Annotated in this window: 21 protein-coding genes and 1 pseudogene; 8 read left to right on the top strand and 14 right to left on the bottom strand. The window is 73.7% G+C overall.

Annotated features, from left to right (window positions below; translation table 11 throughout):
- Positions 1 to 10: 10 nt before the first annotated feature.
- Positions 11 to 508, bottom strand: a complete 498-nt coding sequence (locus IF00_RS0111345) for a peptidylprolyl isomerase (RefSeq protein WP_030317011.1) — start codon at positions 506 to 508, stop codon at positions 11 to 13.
- Between the two features lie 123 nt (positions 509 to 631).
- Positions 632 to 844, bottom strand: coding sequence for a hypothetical protein (locus IF00_RS0111340; RefSeq protein ID WP_245234485.1), 213 nt, complete (start codon positions 842 to 844; stop codon positions 632 to 634).
- Positions 845 to 1,060: 216 nt separating this feature from the next.
- Between IF00_RS0111340 and IF00_RS0111335 the strand changes: the two genes are divergently transcribed.
- Entirely contained in the window at positions 1,061 to 1,582 is a 522-nt protein-coding gene (locus tag IF00_RS0111335; RefSeq protein ID WP_030317007.1) for an AMIN-like domain-containing (lipo)protein, read from the top strand.
- 107 nt (positions 1,583 to 1,689) lie between these two features.
- Here the strand turns inward: IF00_RS0111335 and IF00_RS0111330 are convergent, their stop codons facing one another.
- From IF00_RS0111330 to IF00_RS0111315, 4 genes and pseudogenes are all read right to left on the bottom strand, one after another.
- Positions 1,690 to 2,199 (bottom strand): NUDIX domain-containing protein, encoded by a 510-nt coding sequence (locus tag IF00_RS0111330; protein ID WP_030317004.1) that lies wholly within the window; start codon positions 2,197 to 2,199, stop codon positions 1,690 to 1,692.
- 154 nt (positions 2,200 to 2,353) lie between these two features.
- Positions 2,354 to 2,437 (bottom strand): annotated as a pseudogene (locus tag IF00_RS46395) (DNA-binding response regulator); the annotation flags it as partial.
- Positions 2,438 to 2,578: 141 nt separating this feature from the next.
- Complete coding sequence (locus IF00_RS0111320) at positions 2,579 to 3,496, bottom strand: YhjD/YihY/BrkB family envelope integrity protein (protein ID WP_030317002.1); 918 nt, start codon at positions 3,494 to 3,496, stop codon at positions 2,579 to 2,581.
- 108 nt (positions 3,497 to 3,604) lie between these two features.
- On the bottom strand, positions 3,605 to 4,078 hold the full coding sequence (locus IF00_RS0111315; protein WP_030317001.1) for a winged helix-turn-helix transcriptional regulator: 474 nt from the start codon (positions 4,076 to 4,078) through the stop codon (positions 3,605 to 3,607).
- Between the two features lie 112 nt (positions 4,079 to 4,190).
- Between IF00_RS0111315 and IF00_RS0111310 the strand changes: the two genes are divergently transcribed.
- Positions 4,191 to 4,706: a PaaI family thioesterase gene (locus IF00_RS0111310; RefSeq protein WP_030316998.1), complete on the top strand. Its 516-nt coding sequence runs from the start codon at positions 4,191 to 4,193 to the stop codon at positions 4,704 to 4,706.
- A 67-nt stretch (positions 4,707 to 4,773) separates the two neighbouring features.
- Here the strand turns inward: IF00_RS0111310 and IF00_RS0111305 are convergent, their stop codons facing one another.
- The 3 genes from IF00_RS0111305 to IF00_RS45570 all read right to left on the bottom strand — a co-directional run bounded on the left by IF00_RS0111305 (position 4,774) and on the right by IF00_RS45570 (position 6,726).
- Positions 4,774 to 5,139 carry a luciferase domain-containing protein gene (locus IF00_RS0111305; protein WP_245234484.1) on the bottom strand — a complete coding sequence of 122 codons (366 nt, stop codon included), beginning with the start codon at positions 5,137 to 5,139 and terminating at the stop codon, positions 4,774 to 4,776.
- A 137-nt stretch (positions 5,140 to 5,276) separates the two neighbouring features.
- On the bottom strand, positions 5,277 to 6,062 hold the full coding sequence (locus IF00_RS41090) for a PP2C family protein-serine/threonine phosphatase (protein ID WP_245234483.1): 786 nt from the start codon (positions 6,060 to 6,062) through the stop codon (positions 5,277 to 5,279).
- Positions 6,063 to 6,558: 496 nt separating this feature from the next.
- On the bottom strand, positions 6,559 to 6,726 hold the full coding sequence (locus tag IF00_RS45570) for a hypothetical protein (RefSeq protein ID WP_158710443.1): 168 nt from the start codon (positions 6,724 to 6,726) through the stop codon (positions 6,559 to 6,561).
- 182 nt (positions 6,727 to 6,908) lie between these two features.
- Between IF00_RS45570 and IF00_RS0111290 the strand changes: the two genes are divergently transcribed.
- From IF00_RS0111290 to IF00_RS0111275, 4 genes are all read left to right on the top strand, one after another.
- On the top strand, positions 6,909 to 7,778 hold the full coding sequence (locus tag IF00_RS0111290) for an AAA family ATPase (protein WP_030316992.1): 870 nt from the start codon (positions 6,909 to 6,911) through the stop codon (positions 7,776 to 7,778).
- On the top strand, positions 7,775 to 9,190 hold the full coding sequence (locus tag IF00_RS0111285; protein WP_245234482.1) for a VWA domain-containing protein: 1,416 nt from the start codon (positions 7,775 to 7,777) through the stop codon (positions 9,188 to 9,190). The genes IF00_RS0111290 and IF00_RS0111285 overlap by 4 nt, the downstream gene beginning before the upstream one ends.
- A gap of 62 nt (positions 9,191 to 9,252) precedes the next feature.
- On the top strand, positions 9,253 to 9,462 hold the full coding sequence (locus tag IF00_RS0111280) for a helix-hairpin-helix domain-containing protein (RefSeq protein ID WP_030316986.1): 210 nt from the start codon (positions 9,253 to 9,255) through the stop codon (positions 9,460 to 9,462).
- Between the two features lie 66 nt (positions 9,463 to 9,528).
- Positions 9,529 to 10,113 carry a nucleosidase gene (locus IF00_RS0111275; RefSeq protein ID WP_245234481.1) on the top strand — a complete coding sequence of 195 codons (585 nt, stop codon included), beginning with the start codon at positions 9,529 to 9,531 and terminating at the stop codon, positions 10,111 to 10,113.
- 51 nt (positions 10,114 to 10,164) lie between these two features.
- Here the strand turns inward: IF00_RS0111275 and IF00_RS0111270 are convergent, their stop codons facing one another.
- Positions 10,165 to 11,334: an alpha/beta hydrolase family protein gene (locus tag IF00_RS0111270; RefSeq protein WP_030316982.1), complete on the bottom strand. Its 1,170-nt coding sequence runs from the start codon at positions 11,332 to 11,334 to the stop codon at positions 10,165 to 10,167.
- Between the two features lie 518 nt (positions 11,335 to 11,852).
- Here IF00_RS0111270 and IF00_RS0111265 point away from each other — a divergent pair.
- Positions 11,853 to 12,977, top strand: a complete 1,125-nt coding sequence (locus IF00_RS0111265) for an LLM class flavin-dependent oxidoreductase (RefSeq protein WP_030316980.1) — start codon at positions 11,853 to 11,855, stop codon at positions 12,975 to 12,977.
- A complete protein-coding gene (locus IF00_RS0111260; RefSeq protein ID WP_030316978.1) occupies positions 12,974 to 14,338 on the top strand; it encodes an NtaA/DmoA family FMN-dependent monooxygenase in 1,365 nt (454 codons plus the stop codon). Before IF00_RS0111265 ends, IF00_RS0111260 begins: the two co-directional genes overlap by 4 nt.
- 102 nt (positions 14,339 to 14,440) lie before the next feature.
- Here the strand turns inward: IF00_RS0111260 and IF00_RS0111255 are convergent, their stop codons facing one another.
- From IF00_RS0111255 to IF00_RS0111240, 4 genes are all read right to left on the bottom strand, one after another.
- Positions 14,441 to 16,366 carry a CocE/NonD family hydrolase C-terminal non-catalytic domain-containing protein gene (locus tag IF00_RS0111255; RefSeq protein WP_245234480.1) on the bottom strand — a complete coding sequence of 642 codons (1,926 nt, stop codon included), beginning with the start codon at positions 16,364 to 16,366 and terminating at the stop codon, positions 14,441 to 14,443.
- A 179-nt stretch (positions 16,367 to 16,545) separates the two neighbouring features.
- The gene (locus IF00_RS0111250; protein ID WP_030316975.1) at positions 16,546 to 17,658 is read right to left on the bottom strand and encodes a PP2C family protein-serine/threonine phosphatase; all 1,113 of its coding nucleotides are present in this window, start codon (positions 17,656 to 17,658) and stop codon (positions 16,546 to 16,548) included.
- A gap of 1 nt (position 17,659) precedes the next feature.
- Positions 17,660 to 19,147 (bottom strand): MFS transporter, encoded by a 1,488-nt coding sequence (locus IF00_RS0111245; protein WP_037637980.1) that lies wholly within the window; start codon positions 19,145 to 19,147, stop codon positions 17,660 to 17,662.
- Positions 19,144 to 19,746 carry a TetR/AcrR family transcriptional regulator gene (locus IF00_RS0111240; RefSeq protein ID WP_030316971.1) on the bottom strand — a complete coding sequence of 201 codons (603 nt, stop codon included), beginning with the start codon at positions 19,744 to 19,746 and terminating at the stop codon, positions 19,144 to 19,146. The genes IF00_RS0111245 and IF00_RS0111240 overlap by 4 nt, the downstream gene beginning before the upstream one ends.
- Positions 19,747 to 19,890 lie beyond the last annotated feature (144 nt).

Below are 19,890 nucleotides of genomic sequence, written 5' to 3'. Positions count from 1 at the left end.
GGAGAGGCGATCAGGCCTTCACGATGCCGGACTCGGAGACCTTGATGGTCGCGGCGGTGGCGCCGGAACGGGAGCCGAGGCCCTCGATCTTCTTGACCAGGTCCTGGCCCTCGACGACCTCGCCGAAGACGACGTGCTTGCCGTCGAGCCAGTCGGTGACGATCGTGGTGATGAAGAACTGCGAGCCGTTGCTGTTCGGGCCGGCGTTGGCCATCGAGAGCAGGAACGGGCGGTCGTGCTTCAGCTTGAAGTTCTCGTCGGCGAACTTCTCGCCGTAGATGCTCTTGCCGCCGGTGCCGTTGCCACGGGTGAAGTCGCCGCCCTGCAGCATGAACTGCGGGATGACGCGGTGGAACGGGGAACCGGCGTAACCGAAGCCGTGCTCGCCGGTCGCGAGCTCGCGGAAGTTCTGCGCCGTCTTCGGGACGACGTCGTCGAACAGCTTGAAGGTGATGCGGCCCGCGGGCTCGTCGTTGATGGTGATGTCGAAGTAAACGTTGTCGCTCATGGGGACATCCTGTCATTAGTCACGCACGGCGCGCGCACGGGCCGCCTCCTCCCGGGTCACGGCGTGCCGGTGCCCCGCGGCCCGTCGGGGGCGCGGGGCACCGGTCGTCGCGGGTGGCACGGGTCAGAGCAGCCCGCCCGCGCCGGGGGCCGGAAGGGTGCTCTGGGCGCCCTGGACGGTGTCGACGACGGTGTCGACGCCCTGGTCCTCCTGGAGGAGGCCGGTGGCGCCGCCCAGGGGGTTCTCGGCGGCGCTGGCCTGCGGCGGAGGCGTGATGAGGGCGGTGACGACGCCTGCGGCGAGGGAGGCGATGGCGAGCATGCTGCGCTTCTTCATGCCCTGGTCAACTGCTGAGCGGCCCAGGAGTTACGGGCTTCGCCGGATCCGGACGAACAGCGCGCCCGCCGGCCATCGCGCTCGCACGCGCACGCGCATATGCAGCCGCCCAGAAGGCGGAACATTTACCCCATATCGGGTGGAACCGTATGGTGTGGAGGGGTGTCTCTGTCAGTGACACCACTGTCCCCGGAGCAGGAGAAATTGGGGGACGTCATGCATCACCGTCACACCCTCGCGGCTGTCGCCGCGGGAATCCTGTTGACCGCCGGGATCGGCGCCACGATCCCGGCCGGCGCCACCAACGCCCCGTCCCCGAGCTCGTCGACGCAGGCCACGGCCCTGGTCGTCAACGCCCGCTGGGGCGGCCACGCAACCTTCGACCGGCTCGTGATCGATGTACGGGGCGCCATGCCCCCGGTCACCGTGCACCAGGTCGGCGCGCTGCACTACGACGGCTCGGGCCAGCGAGTCCCGCTGGCGGGCAAGCAGTTCCTGGAGATCCGTCTCTCCCCGGCGGCCGCCCACGACGACGCCGGAAAGTCCGTCTACCAGGGGCCCCGGCTGCTGAAGATCCATCTGCCCGCGCTCAAGGGGGTCGCCCTGACCGGCGACTTCGAGGGTGTGGTCACCATCGGAGCCGCCTTCGACACCAAACCCGTCTACAAGACCTTCCGGCTGCACTCGCCGGAGCGTTTCGTGGTCGACATCGCCCACCCGGTGGGCTGCCGGGCGTGAGGAGTCCGGCCGGAGCCGGGGCCGTCCGGAGGGGCCGGCCCCGGATCCGTACTCCTTCCGCGCGCGCCCCGGGCGGGCCGGACCCGGCCAGAAGGTGATGGCAGGATCTAGGGCCGATCCCCTTCGGAGCCGGTCTCCAGGTAGAACGGGACGCCTGTCCTGCGGGCCCGGTCGGTGCCCGCGAGGCGGGTGAACTCGCCCGGCTCCATCTCCCGTTCCCACTCGTCGAGGGTGCGCAGGCGGTACTCGCTGTGCTCCTCGGGGTCGAGGACGACGCCGGCGATCTGCTCGTCCGTCAGCTCGCCCCCGTCGAAGACGAAGCCGATGTGGTTGGCGGGCCAGTCCTCGCCCCGGTCGGTGACGAAGTGGGTGCCGAGCAGCCGCGGTTCGCCGGCGAAGGTGATCCCGGTCTCCTCGTGGCACTCGCGTACCGCCGTCTCCCAGGGGGTCTCCCCCGGGTCCATGTTCCCGCCGGGCCACTGCCACAGCTCGGTGTCGTAGCTGGCGCGCAGCTGGAAGGGGCGGCCTCGGGTGTCGGTGAAGTAGAGGCAGGCGTACGCCGTCGCTCTCGGCAGGGTCGCGACGTACTCGACGGGCGGCAGCCAGATGTTCGCCATGGGCGGCACTCCTTCGACGGGCCGATGGGATCACCTTCATCCAAGCGGCCCGGAGGACGCCACCGGGCCGCTCCGGGGTGGATCACCGGATCGTGTGATCAATTTCCCGCCGGTCCGGGCCGTGCTCTGTCAGGTCCCCCGCCTGCCGGGTCTCCGGCGTCATGAGGGCGTCGCCGGAGGCCACGACGCGGACGGCGGCGAGGATGTCGTCCAGGGCCATGTCCTTGACCAGGAAGCCGGGACGGGGTGACGAGCGAAGGCTCGGGCGGGTCCGGGCGTCGGGCCGGTGGGGGCGGTCGGGCCGGGGGCAGGCGCCGGTCGGGCCGCGCGGTCGGACCGGGGCAGGCGCCCGTCGGACCGGTCGGGCGGACGGACGGGGTCAGCCACCGGTCAGGGCGGCGCGGCGCAGGCGCCGGTCGAGCAGGCGCTCGTGGACCAGCCGGCCGACGAGGGCGCTTCCGTACACGACGAAGCCGACTCCGACGAGCCACGACTGGAGGACGAGGACGGTGCCGAACTGGCCGTACGTCACCGCGTTCGAGGCGATGAGCGGTGAGAAGACGAGCTGGGAGAAGACGCGCAGCCCGAGCAGGCCGAGGGCGGTCAGGACGGCTCCCGGGGCGAGGGCCCGCCAGCGGATGCGCCCGCAGAGCAGAAACCGCTGCGACCACCAGAAGAAGAGGAAGGTGCCGATCAGGTCGCCCAGGGCGACGAGAGCGGTGACCATGGCCGGGGACTCGGCCGGTGCGGGGGTGGCGACGAACAGCAGCAGACAGGCGACGAGGACGGCCAGCCAGACGACGTGCCGCCACATGGTGTGCCAGCGCGCCGTGGGGAGGTCCCAGGCACGCTCGTACCCGGTCTGTACGGCGGATCCGAAGGTGACACCGAAGGCGGCGAGGGCGGTGAGACCGAAGGCGGTGGTCCGTTGCAGGGCCTGTCCCGGCTGCCCGAAGAGCCGCTCGACCTCCTCCTCGGAGACCTCGGAGACGCCGAGGCCCTGGACGAGCCAGCGGGCGAAGCCCTGACCGCTGGCGAGGTCGGCCGCGGCGACGACGATGAGGAGCGGCACGAGGGTGAGCAGGCTGAGCGCCGCGAAGCCCATGGCGCGGTGCATGAGTTCCATGGCGCGGCCGCGGTTCCAGGCGAGCCCGACGGGGGAGACGAGGACGCGGGTGTGGAGTCGCTGGAACCAGTGGCCGTGTTCAGGACCGCGTTCGCGGTCGTGTTCTCGGCCGTGCTCGGGGCCGTGCTCGGCGGGGGCACCGTCGTACGGCGGACCGGGTGTGGAGGGCATGCCTCGTGAGGTACCCGGCTGGACGGTGGGGCATCGCAGGGGTGCGGCCGAACGGGTGTCGCGGCCGATGGGTTCAAGGGCTCACCGCGGAGGCCGCCCTGCCGGATGTCAGGGGGTGAGCGGGCGGGCGCCGGGGCCGGGGCGGACGGTGACGTCGCGGGCGGCCAGGGTGGCCCGTTCCTCGCCCTCGCACTGGACGACGACGCGGACGGGGGCTCCGCAGTCGGCGTGCCGGATGTCGAGGACGGGACCCTCCGGCTCCCCCGCGTGGATGTCACCCCATTGCTTCAGGGCCAGGAGTACGGGCCAGAAGTCGACGCCCTTGCGGGTGAGCCGGTACTCGTACCGGGTCCGGGTACCGGGTTCCCGGTACGGCTCCGCCCGCAGCAGGCCGGCCGCGACCAGTTTGCGGAGCCGGTCGGCGAGGACGGCCTCGGAGAGACCGAGGTGCCGACGGAACTCGTCGTAGCGGCGGACGCCGTTGAAGGCGTCGCGCAGGATCAGCAGGGTCCACTTCTCGCCCACGAGGTCCAGGGCGCGGCGGACCGGGCAGTTCTCCGTGTCCGTCTCCAGCCACTTCATCGTCACACTGTAGCCACCTGACTGTGTCGTTGACAGTCAGCTTTCAGGACAGCTAGCTTCGCAGTACAGAGCCAGCTGAGCATCAGCCGGCCACGTCGGGCGGAGAGTGGTCATGGGGCGGTCGCGCACGGTCGAGTGGGAGGACGCCGGAGCCACCGCACGGGCCGCCGGGACGATGGCGGGCCTCGACTTCCTGCGGGAGATGGTGGCGGGACGCCTGCCGGGTCCCCCGATCGCGGCGCTCCTCGGCTTCGGCCTGGAGGAGGTCGAGGACGGTCGCGCGGTGTTCGCCTTCGAGCCGGGCGAGGAGCACTACAACCCGATCGGCAGTGTGCACGGCGGCGTCTACGCGACCCTGCTGGACTCGGCGGCCGGCTGCGCGGTCCACTCGACGCTCCCGCTGGGCACGGCGTACACCTCGCTCGACCTCGCGACCCGCTTCCTCCGGCCGATCACCGTCGACACGGGCAAGGTGCGGGCGATCGGCACGGTGATCTCGCGCGGGCGCAGGACCGCGCTCGCGGAGGCGGGCCTGTACGACGCGGAGGACCGGCTGCTCGCCCACGCGACCAGCACGTGCATGCTGTTCCCGGTCCCCGCTGGGGGTTCCGGGAGCACGCGCGCGTAGAGCCGTCCGGGCGGGGGCCCGAACCGGGACCGGTCCCGGTTCGGCGCGGTCGCCGCACCCCGTTCGGTCAGCGGAGTCCGGAGACCGGGCGGGTGCGGGTGCAGCCGTCCGGGGCGACGTCGGGGACGCCGTTGGCCTGGAGGGCGGCGCTCACCAGGGTGGCGAGCAGGTCGATGTCCGACCCCATGTCCAGACGGACCGTCACCCACCCCGATCCGGCCCGCAGACGGACCGCGCTCGACCCCAGGAGGGCCGGGCGCAGTTTCGCGACCATGGCGCGGGTGAGGTGGACGTCGGCCTCGTGTTCACCGTGGAAATGCACGATCTCCTGCGTCGCCGTGCCCAGTCCGAGCGCGGCGCCGCAATGGGCGCGGCCGGGGGACAGCGAGGGCCAGCTCATCAGACGTTCACTGGCATGCCTGGCCGTGTTCATACGAGGAGCGTGCCGGGCCCGGGGGCCCGCGCACAAGCGTCCGGCCGGAAGAATCCCGCTGAGGGCCGAAACATGCTGGACGCAGGGGTGGTGTGACCGTGCGTCACGGCGTTCCGTGGGGCGGATGTGACCCTGCGTCACTGGTGTGCACGCGCGCGGATCCGGGCCGCGAGGACGGCCACGTCGTCCTCCGCTCCGTGCGCGCCGTGGCGGCGGAGCACCTCGTCGACGACCCGGTCGGGGCCGGAGTCCCGGGGAAGCCGGAGGGCGGCGAGCCGGGCGAGGGAATCGTCGGTGTCCTCGCCGCGGCGTTCGACGAGTCCGTCGGTGAAGAGCAGCAGGGTGTCTTCGGGGCGGAGCGGACGCGTGGTCGGTTCGTAGCCTCCGACGCCGGTACCGAGGGGCGGGCCGACGGGGAGGTCCACGAGTTCGGCCGAGCCGTCGGCTCCGAACACCACGGGCGGCAGGTGTCCGGCGCTCGCGAAGGTCGCGGTGCCGCGGGCCGGGTCGACCCGGACGAGCAGAACGGTGACGGGGCGGCGCGCGCCGTCCTCGGCGACCGCGGAGTCGAGGTGCCGCAGCACCCGGTGCGGGGGAAGGTCGGTCGCGGCGACCTCACGGAGCGCGGTGCGATAGGCGTTCATGTCGACGGCCGCGTCGAGGCCGTGTCCCATGACGTCGCCGACGACGAGCAGACTGCGACCGAAGGGGAGCCGTACGGTCTCGAACCAGTCCCCGCCGACGAGGGCGCGGGGCCCGGCGGGCAGGTAGCCGCCGGCGATCTCCAGATCGGGGTGCGGCCGTCCGGGCTCGGCGACGAGGGCGCGCTGGAGGTGGAGCGCGGCGTCCTCGGCGGCAGCGAGTCGGCGGGCATGCCCGAGATGCCGGGCCGCGAGGCGGGCGGCGTGACGGGCCGGCGCCACCTCGTCGCCGGAGAAGGGCCTGCCGCCGGTGCGGGTCAGGGTGACCGTCCCGAGCGGCTCTTCGTCGTGGACGGCGGGGGGGGGGAGGGAGAACCGGTGGAATGCGGGTCCGCCGGGTCCGCCGGGGGCGGCGGGGGCGGCGGGGGCGGCGGAGTCGCCCGGCGGGACGGCATCGTGCGCGGCCGGCCCGCCCGGCTCGGGGTCCGCTCGTTCTGGATCGTCCGCGTGGTCCGCTCGGTCCGGATCGTCCGCGTGGTCTGGATGGTCCGCACCGTCCTCACGGTCCGCACCGTCCGCACCGTCCGCACCGTCCGCACGGTCCGCTCGGTCCGCGGGCGAGCCGGTCCCTCGGCGAGGCCTGCGGCGCCCCGCTCGGCGCCGCCGGGTGCCGTCGGACCGGCCGGGGCGGTGGACACCCCGAGGGCCGCCGGGCCGCCCGGGGCGGTGACCGGCGGTCCCGTGTGGGCCGCGCGCCTCGGTGGGGCGCCCGGTTCCGTCAGGAGGTCGCCGTTGTGGCGGCGTGCAGGTACCGGGACGCGAAGGCGGAGAGTTCGCGGCAGGTGCTCGTCTCGTCGAGGGTCGTACCGATCTCGCCGACCGCCTGCTCCATGGCCCGCACCCTGGTCAGGAGGGCCTCTTCCCGCTCCGCTTCCCGTTCCGCCACGACATCTCCACCGCGGCGCGGTCCCCGGGTGGCGATACCCGGTCCCCCCATTGCACCAGCGGGTGGCGCCCCGCGCGCGGGAGGGACCTTGCGCGGGACGGTTGTGCGGCGGTGCCTCATCTGATCAAGTACAGCGGAGGCTACTGGCCAGTACGAGTTTTCGCTCCCCGGGGGGACAGCCCATGACGACCGGTTTCTTCAGCTCCGTCGACGACGTCGCCGCTCGGCTCGCCGCGACCGGCTATCTCGCCTCGCCCGCCGTCGCCACGACCGTCTTCCTCGCCGACCGCCTCGGCAAGCCGCTCCTCGTCGAGGGCCCGGCCGGCGTCGGCAAGACGGAGCTCGCCAAGGCGGTCACCGAGGTCACCGGCGCGCACCTGGTCCGGCTCCAGTGCTACGAGGGCGTCGACGAGTCCCGCGCGCTGTACGAGTGGAACCACGCCAAACAGCTCCTGCGGATCACGGCCGGGCGGGGCGAGTCCTGGGACGAGACGCGGACGGACATCTTCGGCGAGGAGTTCCTGCTCCCCCGCCCGCTGCTCACCGCGATCCGCTCCGAGCGGCCGACCGTGCTCCTCATCGACGAGACGGACAAGGCCGACGTCGAGGTGGAGGGCCTGCTCCTGGAGGTCCTCAGCGACTTCCAGATCACCGTTCCCGAACTCGGGACGATCAAGGCGACCCGGCGCCCCTTCACCGTGCTCACCTCCAACGCGAGCCGCGAGCTCTCCGAGGCCCTGCGCCGCCGCTGCCTCTTCCTGCACATCGGGTTCCCCGAGGAGGAGCTGGAGCGCAGGATCGTCACCCTCAAGGTCCCCGGCCTCGACGACGCCCTCGCCGCGTCGGTGGTGCGGGTCGTCGGGGCGCTGCGGGCGATGGACCTGCGGAAGGTGCCGTCCGTCTCGGAGACCATCGACTGGGCCCGTACGCTGCTCGCGCTCGGCGCCGACCGGCTGGACGAGCGCGTCGTACGCGAGACCCTGGGCGTCCTGCTCAAGCACCAGGACGACATCGTGAGGGCCGCCGCCAAGCTCGACCTGGACGCGGTGTGAGCCGGCCCGTCGACGGCGTGGACGCCACCACCGCGCCGACGACGGCCGCCACCCGCCTCACCGGTCTCGTCGGGGCGCTCCGTGCCCATGGATTCGGGATCGGGACCGGCGAGACGGTGGACGCCGGGCACGCCCTCGAAGCCGTCGGCTTCACCGACCGGGAGCGGGTACGCGAGGCCCTCGCCGCGACCCTGCTCCACGGCGAGGCGCAGCGCCCCGTGTTCGACCGCGTCTTCGACCTCTACTTCCCCCTCGGCCACACCAGGGCCGCGGAGGCGCACGAGGACACCCCGGCCGGTCCGGCCGATCTCGCGGCCCTGCGCGACCGGCTCGCCGAGGCCCTCAGCTCCGCCGACGGCGCCGCCCTCGACCGGCTCGCCGCCGAGGCGGTGGGCGGTTTCGGCGGCTACGGCTCCGGCCCCGGGTCGGACGGCTGGTCCTCGTACCAGACGCTGTCCCGGCTGCGCCCCGAGACGCTGCTCGCCCGGGTGCGGGAGCGCCTCCGGGCCGCGCCCGGGACGGAGGAGCCCGAGTTCACCGAGCGGCTGCTCGACGACGAGATCCGGCGGCGCATCGAGGCCTTCCGCGAGCGGGTGCGTACCGAGGCCCGGCGGCGCGTCGCCGAGCGCCAGGGCCGCGACCGGGTCGCGCGCCGGGCGGTCGCGGGCACGGCGGACACCGTCGACTTCCTGCTCGCCGGGCGGGCACAGCTGGACGAGCTGCGCCGGACCGTACGGCCGCTGGCACGGAAGCTTGCCACCCGGCTCGCCGCCCGTCGGCGCCGGGCGTCGCGCGGGGAGATCGATCTGCGGCGGACGCTGCGGCGGTCGCTGTCGACCGGCGGCGTGCCGGTGCGGCCGGTACTGCGCCGGCGCCCTCCCCGGCGGCCGGAGCTGGTCCTGTTGTGCGACGTGTCCGGATCGGTGGCCGGATTCGCGCAGTTCACGATGTTGCTGGTGCAGGCCCTGCACGACCGGTTCAGCCGGGTCCGTGTCTTCGCCTTCGTCAACCGGGTCGACGAGGTGACGGGGCTGATCGCCCGGGGTTCCGCGGATCCGGCCGGGCTCGGGGACCGCATCCTCGCGGAGGCGGAGCTGACCGGGTGGCACGGGCAGAGCGACTACGGGACGGCCCTGGGCGAGTTCGCCGACCGGTATGCCGAGGCCGTCGGCCCGCGCACCGTGGTCTTCGTCCTCGGCGACGCCCGCACCAACGGCTCCGACCCGAACCTCGCCGCCCTGCAACAGATCGCGGACCGGGCGCGCCGGGTCCACTGGCTGAATCCCGAGCAGCCCTCGCTGTGGGGAACGGGCGACTCGGTGGCCCCGGCCTACGCCGGTCTCGTCGAGATGCGCCCGTGCCGGAACGCCCGCCAGCTGGGGGCTCTGATCGGTCGACTGCTGCCCGTGTGAACGCGTGCGGCGCCTCGGCGGTGAGCGGGCCGGAATCCTCCCCCACGTGGCACCATCGGGCCATGGCCACCGGATCCGACCGTCCCGAGACGGAATTCCCCCGCGCCATCGGCGCGCCCGCCACCCGCGCGCTCGCCGCGGCCGGGTACACCCGGTTCGATCAGCTCGACGGTGTTGCCGCAGCCGAACTCGCGGCCCTGCACGGTGTGGGCCCGAAGGCGCTGCGCGTGCTCGGCGAGGAGCTCGCGGAGCGCGGCCTGTCGCTGCGGTGAGCGCCCGTCGCGCCCACCGGGACCTCGGCTGTACGGCGGAAGGGGCCGCGAACTAGCGTGGCCCCCATGGAACTCTTGGGAGAGATCGCCGCCGACCGTCCGCTGCTCGTCCTCGCCGTCAAGGAGGAGGCGCAGTTCCTGGACACGGACCTGCCGGTGCTGCTGACCGGCATGGGCAAGGTGAACGCGGCGACCGGGCTCGCGCTCGCCCTGGGCCGCGGCCCGCGGCCCTCCGGAATCGTGAACCTGGGTACGGCGGGGGCGCTGCGTCCCGGCATGACGGGAACGCATGTGATCGGCACCGTGGTGCAGCACGACTTCGACGGCAGGCTGCTCGCCACGCTGACGGGCGAGTCGTACGGCGCGCCGCTGGCGCTCCCGGACGGCGGTGACACGGTCCTGGCGACCGGGGACACGTTCATCTCGGACGAGGCCGCCCGCGCCCGGCTCGCGGAGCAGGCCGCTCTCGTCGACATGGAGGGGTACGCCCTGGCGCACGTCGCCGCGACCGCCGGAGTGCCGCTGCGGATCGTGAAGCACGTCAGCGACGAGGCCGGGGAGGGCGCGGCCCGCACCTGGCGCGAGTCGGTCGCCGACTGCGCGCGGATTCTCGCCGACTGGGCGGCGGCGAACACCCCGTACCGCGTCTGAGGGGACGACCCCGGCGGCCGCCGCGTGACGGCCGCCCGGGCTCCGTGCCGGTCAGCGGTGCTGGAAGTGGACCTCCGGGTTCGCCGGGGACGGGCCGTCGAGCAGCGGGCGCGGGAGTCCGCGCAGGTGCCGGTCGAAGAAGGCGGCGACGTACGTACGGGTGACGGCGACGGCGCGGTCGGTGGGCAGCTCGGGCTGCGGCAGGCCGAAGTGGCGCGAGATCACGGGCCCGTCGGAGAAGGTGAAGTGCTCGGAGCCTGCCACGGTGACCCAGCGCTTCCATCCGTCGAGGCCGTTCCACGTCCGGTCCCAGGTGGTGTCCGTCCCCCCGGGCAGATGCATGGCGTCGTGGGTCCCGAGCATCATGAACGGGCGGCCCCGCAGGCCGTCCGCCGGCAGGTCCTCCCAGAAGGACCCGTCCATGTTGATCCCGGCGTCGATGCGCGGATCGGCCACCATCGCCGAGGCCGCGCTCGCCCCGCCGATGGAGTGGCCCGCCATGCCGATCCGACGCGCGTCGATCAGGCCGGCGTGCTTCCAGGCGGGCCTGGGTCCGGTGAGCCGGTCCAGGACGTAGCGCATGTCGGCGGCGCGGGTCGAGGTGACCACGCTGCCGTGGACCCCTCCCTCGTCGAGGGCCGTGCAGGCGACGCAGGTGAGGGTGCGGCCGCCGGGAAGGCTGATCCCGTAGGACTCGTAGGCGTGGTCGACGGAGGCGACGACGTAGCCGCGCGAGGCGAGGTCCTCGGCGAGATGGGTGAGGGTCCAGCGGGAGACGCTGAAGCCCGGTGAGAGCAGTACCAGGGGGCGACGCCCCGGGGCGGGCCGCGCGCCGGTCCTGCTGTGCGTGCGCGTACGGGCGAGGACGTCGCCGGAGACACCGGGCCCGAGCTGCTCGGCGAGCAGTCGCGCCTCCTCCCCGGTGGCGTACGGGGCGGGGCGGCCACCGCCGGTGGCCGCGGCCGGGTAGTGCAGGGTGACCATCAGCGCGCGTCCGTCGGCGGTGGGAACCCACGGGTCGGTGCGGGAGCGGTCGACGAGCGGGAGGACGGTGCTTCCGACGGAGTGCGGCCCGGTGGGTGCGGGCAGCGTGGCCGCCTTCGCCGGCTGTGCGGCCGACTGCGGCGGGGCACCGGGACCGGCCGCGGTTGCCACACCGGCGGGTAAGGCGACGGAGCAGACGAGGAGAGCGGCGACGGCCGCCCTGGTGAATCGGATCATGAGGACACGCTAGAAGGCCCCGCCGCCGCAGCGCGTCCTGCTGCGGGCCCATGTGCCGTCAGACCAGGGGTGTACGCGCCGCGGTCCGGATGAAGTGGCTTCGGGACCGGCCCACTTGCCGGGGCGCAGGGCCGACTCCCCTTCCGTCGGCGTCCGTCCGCCCGCCCGTCTCCCGGTACGGCCTTGACAGTGCGGAAGGCGGCCTGCCTAAGCTGAAGCGCTCCCTTCCTGAACCCGGACGGGATCTCGGCCCGGACCTGCGGGGAGGCGGATGTGCGCGAGGCGAGCGCGAAGCCGCACGGCCTCCGTCCCGGCGTCCGGGTGAGCGCGCGGCTCGTCTGCCGACGGCACGTCGACTTCTGCCGTACCTCCTCGGCCATCTGTCCTTCCCCCCGCGTCTGACCCACCCCGTGGTTCCGCGCGTCCGCTGACATCCCGCCGCCCGGCCCCGCGCCGTCGCGCCCTCCGCGCGCCCGTGGGTCCTGTCGGCGCGCCCCTGTCTTCCGGAAGGACTTCCCATGCCTCGCCCCGCCCTGCGCCTGGCCGTCGAGATAGACGGTGACGGTGCCCATCCGGCCGCGTGGCGCCGTGCCGCGCACTCCCCCGGCGAGCTGCTGACCCCGCGTCGGCTCTCCCGGGTCGCGTCCGTCGCCGAGAACGCCGGGTTCACCCTGGTCACCCTGGACGACTCGATTCTGCCGCCGGGTTCCGGCGCCGGTCCCGCGGGCCGGATCGGCGCGGTCGAGCGGGCCGCGTTCGTCGCCGCGTCGACCAGCGTCCTCGGGGTGGCCCCGGTCCTCGCGACCACCTACGCCGAGCCGTTCCACGTGTCCTCGCAGCTCGCCTCCCTCGACCATGTCTCGGCCGGTCGGGCCGGATGGGTGGTGGGGGTCGAGACGGACCCCGCCGCCGCCCGTGCCTGGGGACGGCCACCGGTCGAGGGGCCCGACGCGACGGCACGCGAGGCCCGCGACGGACTCCGGGTCGTACGGGATCTGTGGGACTCGTGGGAGGACGACGCGGTGATCCGGTCGGTGGCCACCAGCCGCTATCTCGACCGGTCGCGGCTCCATCCCATCGACTTCGCCGGTGAGACGTACGCCGTGAAGGGGCCGTCGATCGTGCCGCGCCCGCCGCAGGGGCGGCCCGTGGTCCTCGCCCGCCCGGGAATCGTTCCGGCCGAACTGACCGATGTGGCGCTGATCGGCGGCGGCAGCGTCGCCGACGTGGCCGCGGCGGCCGCGGGCGACACCGCGACACCGCGCGCCTTCGCCGAGATCGAGGTGGCCCTGGACACCCCGCACGAGACCGCGCGGGAACGGATCACCGACCTGGAGCGGTACGCCCCGTGGACCGCCCGGCCGGACCGGCTGCGGTACACCGGACCCGCCGCCGGTCTGGTGTCCCTGCTCACGGAGTTGCACGGGCACGTGGACGGGGTGCGGCTGCATCCGCTCGTGCTCGACGAGGACCTCGCCGTGCTCTCCCGGCTCGTGCTGCCCGAGCTGGTCGTCCGGCGGATCGCGGCCCCGCCGCTGCCCGGCACCACCCTGCGCGCCTCCCTGGGCCTTCCCCGTCCCCTCAGCCGCTTCACGACGACCGACAGTGCCGCCGCCACGCCCGTACGGGAGGAGATCCGATGACCCGCACCGATCCCGCCGACGTCCCCCGTCCGGGCGCGCAGCTGCATTTCGGGGTGTTCTTCCAGGGCGTCAACCACTGGACGATCTGGTCGGACCCTTCAAGCGGCTCCCAGATCGATCCGGCCTCCTTCCTCCGGGTCGCGCGGACCGCCGAGCGTGGGCTCTTCGACGCCTTCTTCCTCGGGGACGGCCTGCGGCTGCGCGAGTCGGAGGGCGGTATCCACGAGCTGGACGTCGCCGGCCGCCCGGACTCGATCACCCAGTTGTCGGCGCTCGCCGCCGCGACCGAGCGGATCGGTCTCGTCTCCACGTCCAACACGACGTTCAACGAGCCGGGCGATCTCGCCCGGCGCCTCGCCGGTCTCGACCTGTTGTCGGGCGGCCGGGCCGGCTGGAACGTGGTGACCACGCACAACGCCTGGACCGGGGAGAACTTCCGGCGTGGCGGGTTCCTCGACCACGCCGACCGCTACCGGCGCGCCGAGGAGTTCCTTTCGGTGGCCCGGGCCGTGTGGAACTCCTGGGCGGAGGGTGCGGTGGCCGGGTCCGTCGACGCCCGGTCCTGGTCGGTTCCGGAGGCGGTGGGACGCGTACGGTCGACGGGCGCGCACTTCGACGTCGACCTGGTTCCGACGCTGCCGCGCAGTGCGCAGGGGCATCCGGTGATCTTCCAGGCGGGCGATTCCGGCGAGGGACGGGACTTCGCCGCCCGTCAGGCGGATGTGGTGTTCTCGGCGCACGGTACGGACTTCGACGACGCGCTCGCCTTCGCGGAGGACATCCGGCGCCGGCTGCGGGCTGCGGGCCGGGCCGAGGACGCGCTGAGGATCCTGCCGGGTACGGAGATCGTCATCGGGGCCACCGAGAAGGAGGCGGAGGAGAAGGCGCGCTGGGTCCGCCTCGGACAGGTCACTCCCGCGGTGGCCCTCGGCATCGCGAGCCGGCTGTGGGGCTTCGACCTGTCGGGGCGGGACGCCGACGGGCCGCTGCCCGCCGAGGAGCCGGTGGTCGCCGCGTACGACGGGAGGTTCGGCACCCGTCAGCTGGGCGAGACCCTCGACACGGTGGCCGAGTGGCGTGCGAAGGCCGAGGCCAACGGCTGGTCGCTGCGCGAGACGGTCATCGAGCTCGGCCCGCAGCGCGGCCATGTGGGAACCCCGGCCGGACTCGCCGAGAGGTTCGCCCGGTTCGTCCGGCACGGGGCCCTCGACGGCTTCAACATCTCGCCGTACCTGGTGCCGGACGGTCTCGACGACATCGTGGAGCTGCTCGTCCCCGAACTCCAGGAACGGGGCGTGTACCGGTCCGCGTACACGGGCACGACGCTCCGGGAGCATCTGGGGCTCGCCCCGGTGGTGTGACGTCCGGGCCTGCCCCTGCGGGGTGGCACCCGTGACGGCCGGGCCCGCGCGCGTGAAGCCGCGGGCCCGTCCGTCGTGCGATGCGGGCGGGGGCCGCCCGCGTCAGCCGAGCGGCAGTTCCAGGCGGGACGGTTCGTCCTCCGGGGAGCCGATGACGGTCTGCGTCCAGGTGACGGAGGCGTCGCCGTACAGCGGGTCCTTGCTGTCGACGACCAGCATCAGCCGGTTCCCCGAGGGGATGTCGTACGCGGCCGCCTGGAGGCTCCAGGTGACGGTGGTGTCCTGTTCGGGCGTCAGGCCGTACACGTTGAGCGGCTCGTGGGTGATGATCCGGGCCGTGCCGTCCTCGGCGACGTCCAGAAGGTGGGCGTAGAGGCTCGCCGAGGTGGCCGTGGAGCGGACGGTGAGGCGCAGCCGGGGGATGCCCCGGACGCGGCGGCCGACGGCCTCCGCCCCGTCGGGCGAGACGAGCGGTTCGGTCGTCCACGCGACCGCGTGGCGGCGGTCGATCTTGTGGGTGTCGTAGATCTTGGGGTTGCCCCTCCACTCCGCCTGACCGGTCTTCATGATCGCGTCCATGGCGGTGGCCTCGGTGTCCACGCCCGCGAGGAACGCACGCCGCCAGCCCGTCTCCTCCGCCCCGGGCCCGCCCGTGGGGACGAGCCGGCCGTCGGTGCCGCCCGCGCCGTCGCCGGTGAGGCCGAACACCTCGGTGCTGCCGGTGACCTCGCTCCAGCCGGGGCTCGTCTCGCGGCGGGCGGGCACCACGATCCGGTTCTCGCCGGTCGGTTCGCCGGTCTCCGGGTCCAGGACGGGTTCCGTCACGTACGAGAACATCACCTGGTTGCAGACCTGGGGCCACTCCTCCACGCCGTTGCGCTCACCCGTGAGGTGATGGTCGAGCCAGGCGTACGCCTCCGCCATGGGGAGGTTGACCTCGCCCCGGACGGCGGGCGGGCCGATGAGCGCGGGGCCCTCGGGCGCGGCATGGTCGCCGATCCACATGTTGAGCCGCTTGGGCACGTCCAGGCCGTTGAAGGTCTCCAGGGTCTGGTTGACCGCGAAGAGGCTCTCGTGCCAGGTGTGGGAGAAGAAGGTCGGTGTGCCCTTCTCGTTGGTCAGGGTGAGGTACGACTCGGGGGCGCGCTTGAGGCCCCAGTCGACGACGGCGTCCAGGTTCCGGTCGGCCTGGAAGTCGGCGAGGATCTCCCGGTTGGCCTCGTCGAACTTGCTCTCGACCGGTCCGCCGGTCAGGGCGAGGAGGGCCTTCACGGCCGCGAGATGGCGGGTGTTGTGGTCGTAGAGACTGGTCGCGAGGTTGCCCCAGGTGCTGAGGGCGACGACGGCGGCGACCCGGTCGTCGTGGGCGGCCACGAGCTGGCTGATGCCGGAACCGTACGACTCGCCCATGAAGCCGATGACGCTCGGGGCGAAGCGGTCGACGGCGAAGTCGATGACCGCGGAGCCGTCGGCCCAGTCGTGGGGTCCGGCGACGTCGACGAAGCCGCTGGAGGTGGAGGGCAGTCCGGGGATGCCGAGGCCGCGCGGGGTGTAGGCGAGGACGTGATAGCCCTTGCGCGCGAGGACGAGGTACGACCAGAGGAACAGCGGCCAGCCGAAGGGGGTCCACCCGGCGGGCACGACGACGAGCGGGTGCGGGCCCGGGCCGAGCTGTCGGAGGCTGAACGCGGAGAGTCGGACGTTCTCCGCGGCTCCCTCGCTCTCGGCTGCCCCTTCGATGCGGTGGTACGCGGGCAGCGCCAGGCCGCGCACCTCCTCGACGATCGCGGCGAGTTCGGCGGGGAGCAGTGCCGTGGCGGCGTCGGTGCCGTCGGTCGTGTCGCTCAGGAGCGCGTTGGCGAGGGTCTGGCCGAGCCGGACGGCGCCGGGGTCCACCGTTCCGTCGGCGGCCCAGAGGCCGCGTGCGGTGATCCGGGAGGTCTCGGCCGCGGTCAGGGCCGCCGTGACGTCCCGGAAGCCGGGAAAGTGTTCGGACGAGCCGGTGGTGAAGGGGTTCTCCTGGGGCACGTGCACCCGTTCCTCTCGACTGGACTGGTGACTGTCCGCGATGCGGACGGTCGCAAGCCTCACGTATGCGGGTCGGAGCGGCCAGAGCGCACGAACAGCGCACGAGTCACGCAACCGGCAGGGAACGACACAAGCCGCCCCGAACTCGATGTTTGGTGACGACGGGGGGCGGGTCGGGCTCAGCGGGATGCGCGCGGAAGCGCCACGAGCAGGGCGGCGACGTCGTCGTCGAGGCCGCCGGCGCCGTAGTCGGTGAGGTCCTTGTGGAGGAGGTCCGGCACCTCCTCGGCCGGTTCCCGCACCCAGCCGCGCAGGCGCAGTTCCAGCGGGTAGAAGGTGCCGGTCCGGTCGCGGGTCTCGCTGACGCCGTCGGTGTAGAGCAGCATCCGGTCCCCCGGCCCGAACGGCACCTCCTCGATGCGGTGGTGGGAGTCAGCGAGGCCCGCGAGGTTCACGGGCAGCGAGGGGTCGGCGAAGTGCACGAGCTCGACCTCGCCGCCTCGCTGGAGCAGCGGGGCGGGGTGGCCGCAGCTGAGGAGCCGTGCGATGTCCTCGCCGTCGGGGAGTTCCACGAGGACGACGGTGGCGAAGCGTTCGGCGGCGTCGGAGTCCGGATCCCAGGCGCCGTAGCGGGCGAGGCCCTCGTCGAGCCGGTCGGCCAGCGCGGCCAGGTCGGCGGCGTCGTCGACCGCGGCGCGGAAGGAGCCGAGGAGCACGGAGGCCGTCTCGACGGCGCCGAGGCCCTTGCCCTGGACGTCGCCGAGCATGATCCGCACCGCGCCGGGGATCCGTACGGCCTCGTAGAAGTCGCCGCCGATCCTGGCCTTGGCCGCGGCCGCCACGTACAGCAGATGCAGGTCGAAGCGGCCGAGGTGGGCGGGGAGCGGGCGCAGCACGACCCGCTGGACGACCTCGGCGACGGCGGTGAGTTCGCGCATGTCCCGCTCGTAGCGGGTGCGGACCCGGCTGACCCAGGCAGCGGCGGCGGTGACGCCGGCGATCACGGTCAGGTTCGTGACGAGTTCGGGCGCCGCGGCGAACTCGCCCCTGATGAGGCTGAGGACCAGCCGGGCCACGACGGCGAGCACACCGATGGCGATCGTCCAGGGCACGCTCCAGGTGACGGCGGCGAGCGCGGGCGCGGCGACGAGGAGCCGGTCGAAGCGGTCCCGGTCGGGCGTCAGCAGGTCGGCGACGAACGCCACCGCCAGGACCAGGAAGGGCAGCGCGCGACCGAGGTTGAACTGGGTGCGCGTCGGGGCGTCGGGGCGAGCCCGCAGACCTGCTGGCATTTCATGATCGTACGCATGGTCGGCTGCCGGCCCGGGGTGTCGGCGGCTCCGGGCGTGTCCGCCGGTCGGCGCCTCGGGGCAGGGCGAACGCCGCGGGGAGTGCGAGTGCGGCGATCAGGACGAGGGCCGGGAGGGCGGCGCCCCGGGACGGTACGAAGCCTCCTTCCGGGACGAGGGCGAGCAGCAGGGTGGCGAGGGCGACGCCGAGCGCGGGTCCGATGTTCATCGCGGTCTGCTGGAGACCGCCGGCGACTCCGGCGTGGGCCTCGGGGGCGCGGTGCACGACGACGGAGGTCGCGGTGACCATCAGGGTGACGAACCCCGCGCCCAGCAGTGCGGCGCTCACGCCGACGGCGGCGGCGCCGGCCGTCGTGTCGAGCCGGGAGAGGAGCAGTACCCCGAGGGTGAGCAGGGCGGCGCCTGCGGTCGCCGTACGCCGGGGGCCGAAGCGGCGCTGGAGCTTCGGGCAGAGGAGCGCGCCGAACACCATGAGGACGGCGAGCGGGAGGACGCGCAGCGCGCAGTCGAGGGGGTCGAGGTCCTGGACGTCCTGGAGGAAGTACGTCGCCACGAAGAGCGAGCCGAAGAGGGCGGCCGAGGCGGCGAGCAGGGCGGCGAGGCCGGCGACGACGGGGGCGCTCCGGAGCAGCTCCGGGGGCAGCAGAGGGCGCGCGGCACGACGCTCGTGCCGGGCGAGGACGATCCCGGCGACGACGGCCCCGGCGACGGCGAGCAGGCCGGTGGGGGCACCGCCGGGACGGGCGGCCTCGACGAGCCCGTGGACGAGCAGCCCCAGCGAGACGGCGAGCAGCAGGGCGCCGGCGGGGTCGAGCGCGGAGAGGCCGGTCGCGGATGGCGGAGCGGCGGGAGCTCTCGCGTCCTTCGGGCTCGGTTCGTGTGACGGGTTCGCCCCGCGCGACCGGCTCGGTTCGTGCGGGCGTTCTCGGGTGGCGAGCGCGAGCAGGCCGATGGCGAGGGTCGGGGGTACGCCGAGGAGGAAGACCGAGCGCCAGCCGTACGCGGAGACCAGCGCGCCGCCGACGAGCGGTCCCGCCGCGGCGGCGAGGCCGATGGCGGCGGTGCGCACGGCGATCGGGGTGCTGAGCCGCTCCGGCGGATAGGCGGTCCGGAGCATGCCCAGTGTGGCGGGCTGGAGGAGCGCACCGCACACCCCCTGGAGCACCCGGAGCACGATCACGGTGCCGATGCCGGGGGCCAGGGCGATTCCGGCGGAGGCGGCGGCGAAGCCGAGGGCGCCGACGGCGAAGACCCGGCGGTGGCCGTAGCGGTCGCCGAGCCGTCCGGCGAAGACGAGGAGGCTCGCGACGGCGATGAGGTATCCGGTGCTGGTCCACTGGACCTGGCCGACGTCCGCGTGCAGATCGCGTTGGAGGGCGGGCTGGGCGACGGTGAGGACGGTGCCGTCGAGGGCGACGACCGCCGCGCCGACGACGCTGCACGCCAGGACGGGTGCGCGGCGCTGGCTCATGAGGGCTGCCCCGCGGGACCGAGGTGCGCGTCGAGGACGGCCGCGAGGAGCGGAGCGGGGTCGTCGCCGCCGGTCGCGAGCCGGAGGCTGCCCCAGTGCCAGAGCTGGGCGATGCCGTGGAGATTGGCCCAGAGCGCGCCTGCGAGGACGGCGGGGTCGGCGGCGCCGGGGCGGACACGGGCGACGAGTCCGGTGAGCCGGGCGAAGAGCGGCAGGCTCGTCTCCCGCAGCCCGAGTCTGCCGCTCTCCAGCAGGTCGTGCCGGAACATCAGCTCGTACATGCCGCGTCGGGTGCCCGCGTAGTCGAGGTAGACGTGGGCGAGGGCCGCGATCCGTTCGCGTGGCGCGGTGGTCTCCCGGTCCTCGGCGTCGACGCGGGCGGCCAGTTCGGTGAAGCCCTGGCGGGCGATGGCCGACAGGAGTTCGAGATGGGTCGGGAAGTAGCGGCGGGGGGCGCCGTGGGAGACGCCGGCGCGGCGGGCGATCTCGCGCAGCGAGAGGGCCTGGGCGCCCTCGGCGTTCACGAGCTCCACGCCGACGCGGACGAGCCGTTCCCGCAGCCCGCCGTCGCTCCGGTCGCCGCCCTCGCTCCCGGACACCTGGTGATCTTCGGTCTGGTGATCTTCGGATGCCTCATGCATAGACACTGTCTACCAAGGTCGAGTAGACACTGTCTACCCGATCTCGCGCCCTGGTCCGCTACACTCGGGGCAGCGAAGGGGAGTAGCCCTGCAAATCGGTCG

This window comes from Streptomyces flavochromogenes, assembly GCF_000717595.1.
Taxonomy (GTDB): Bacteria; Actinomycetota; Actinomycetes; order Streptomycetales; family Streptomycetaceae; genus Streptomyces; species Streptomyces flavochromogenes.
This window is presented reverse-complemented; position numbering and strand designations above follow the sequence as displayed.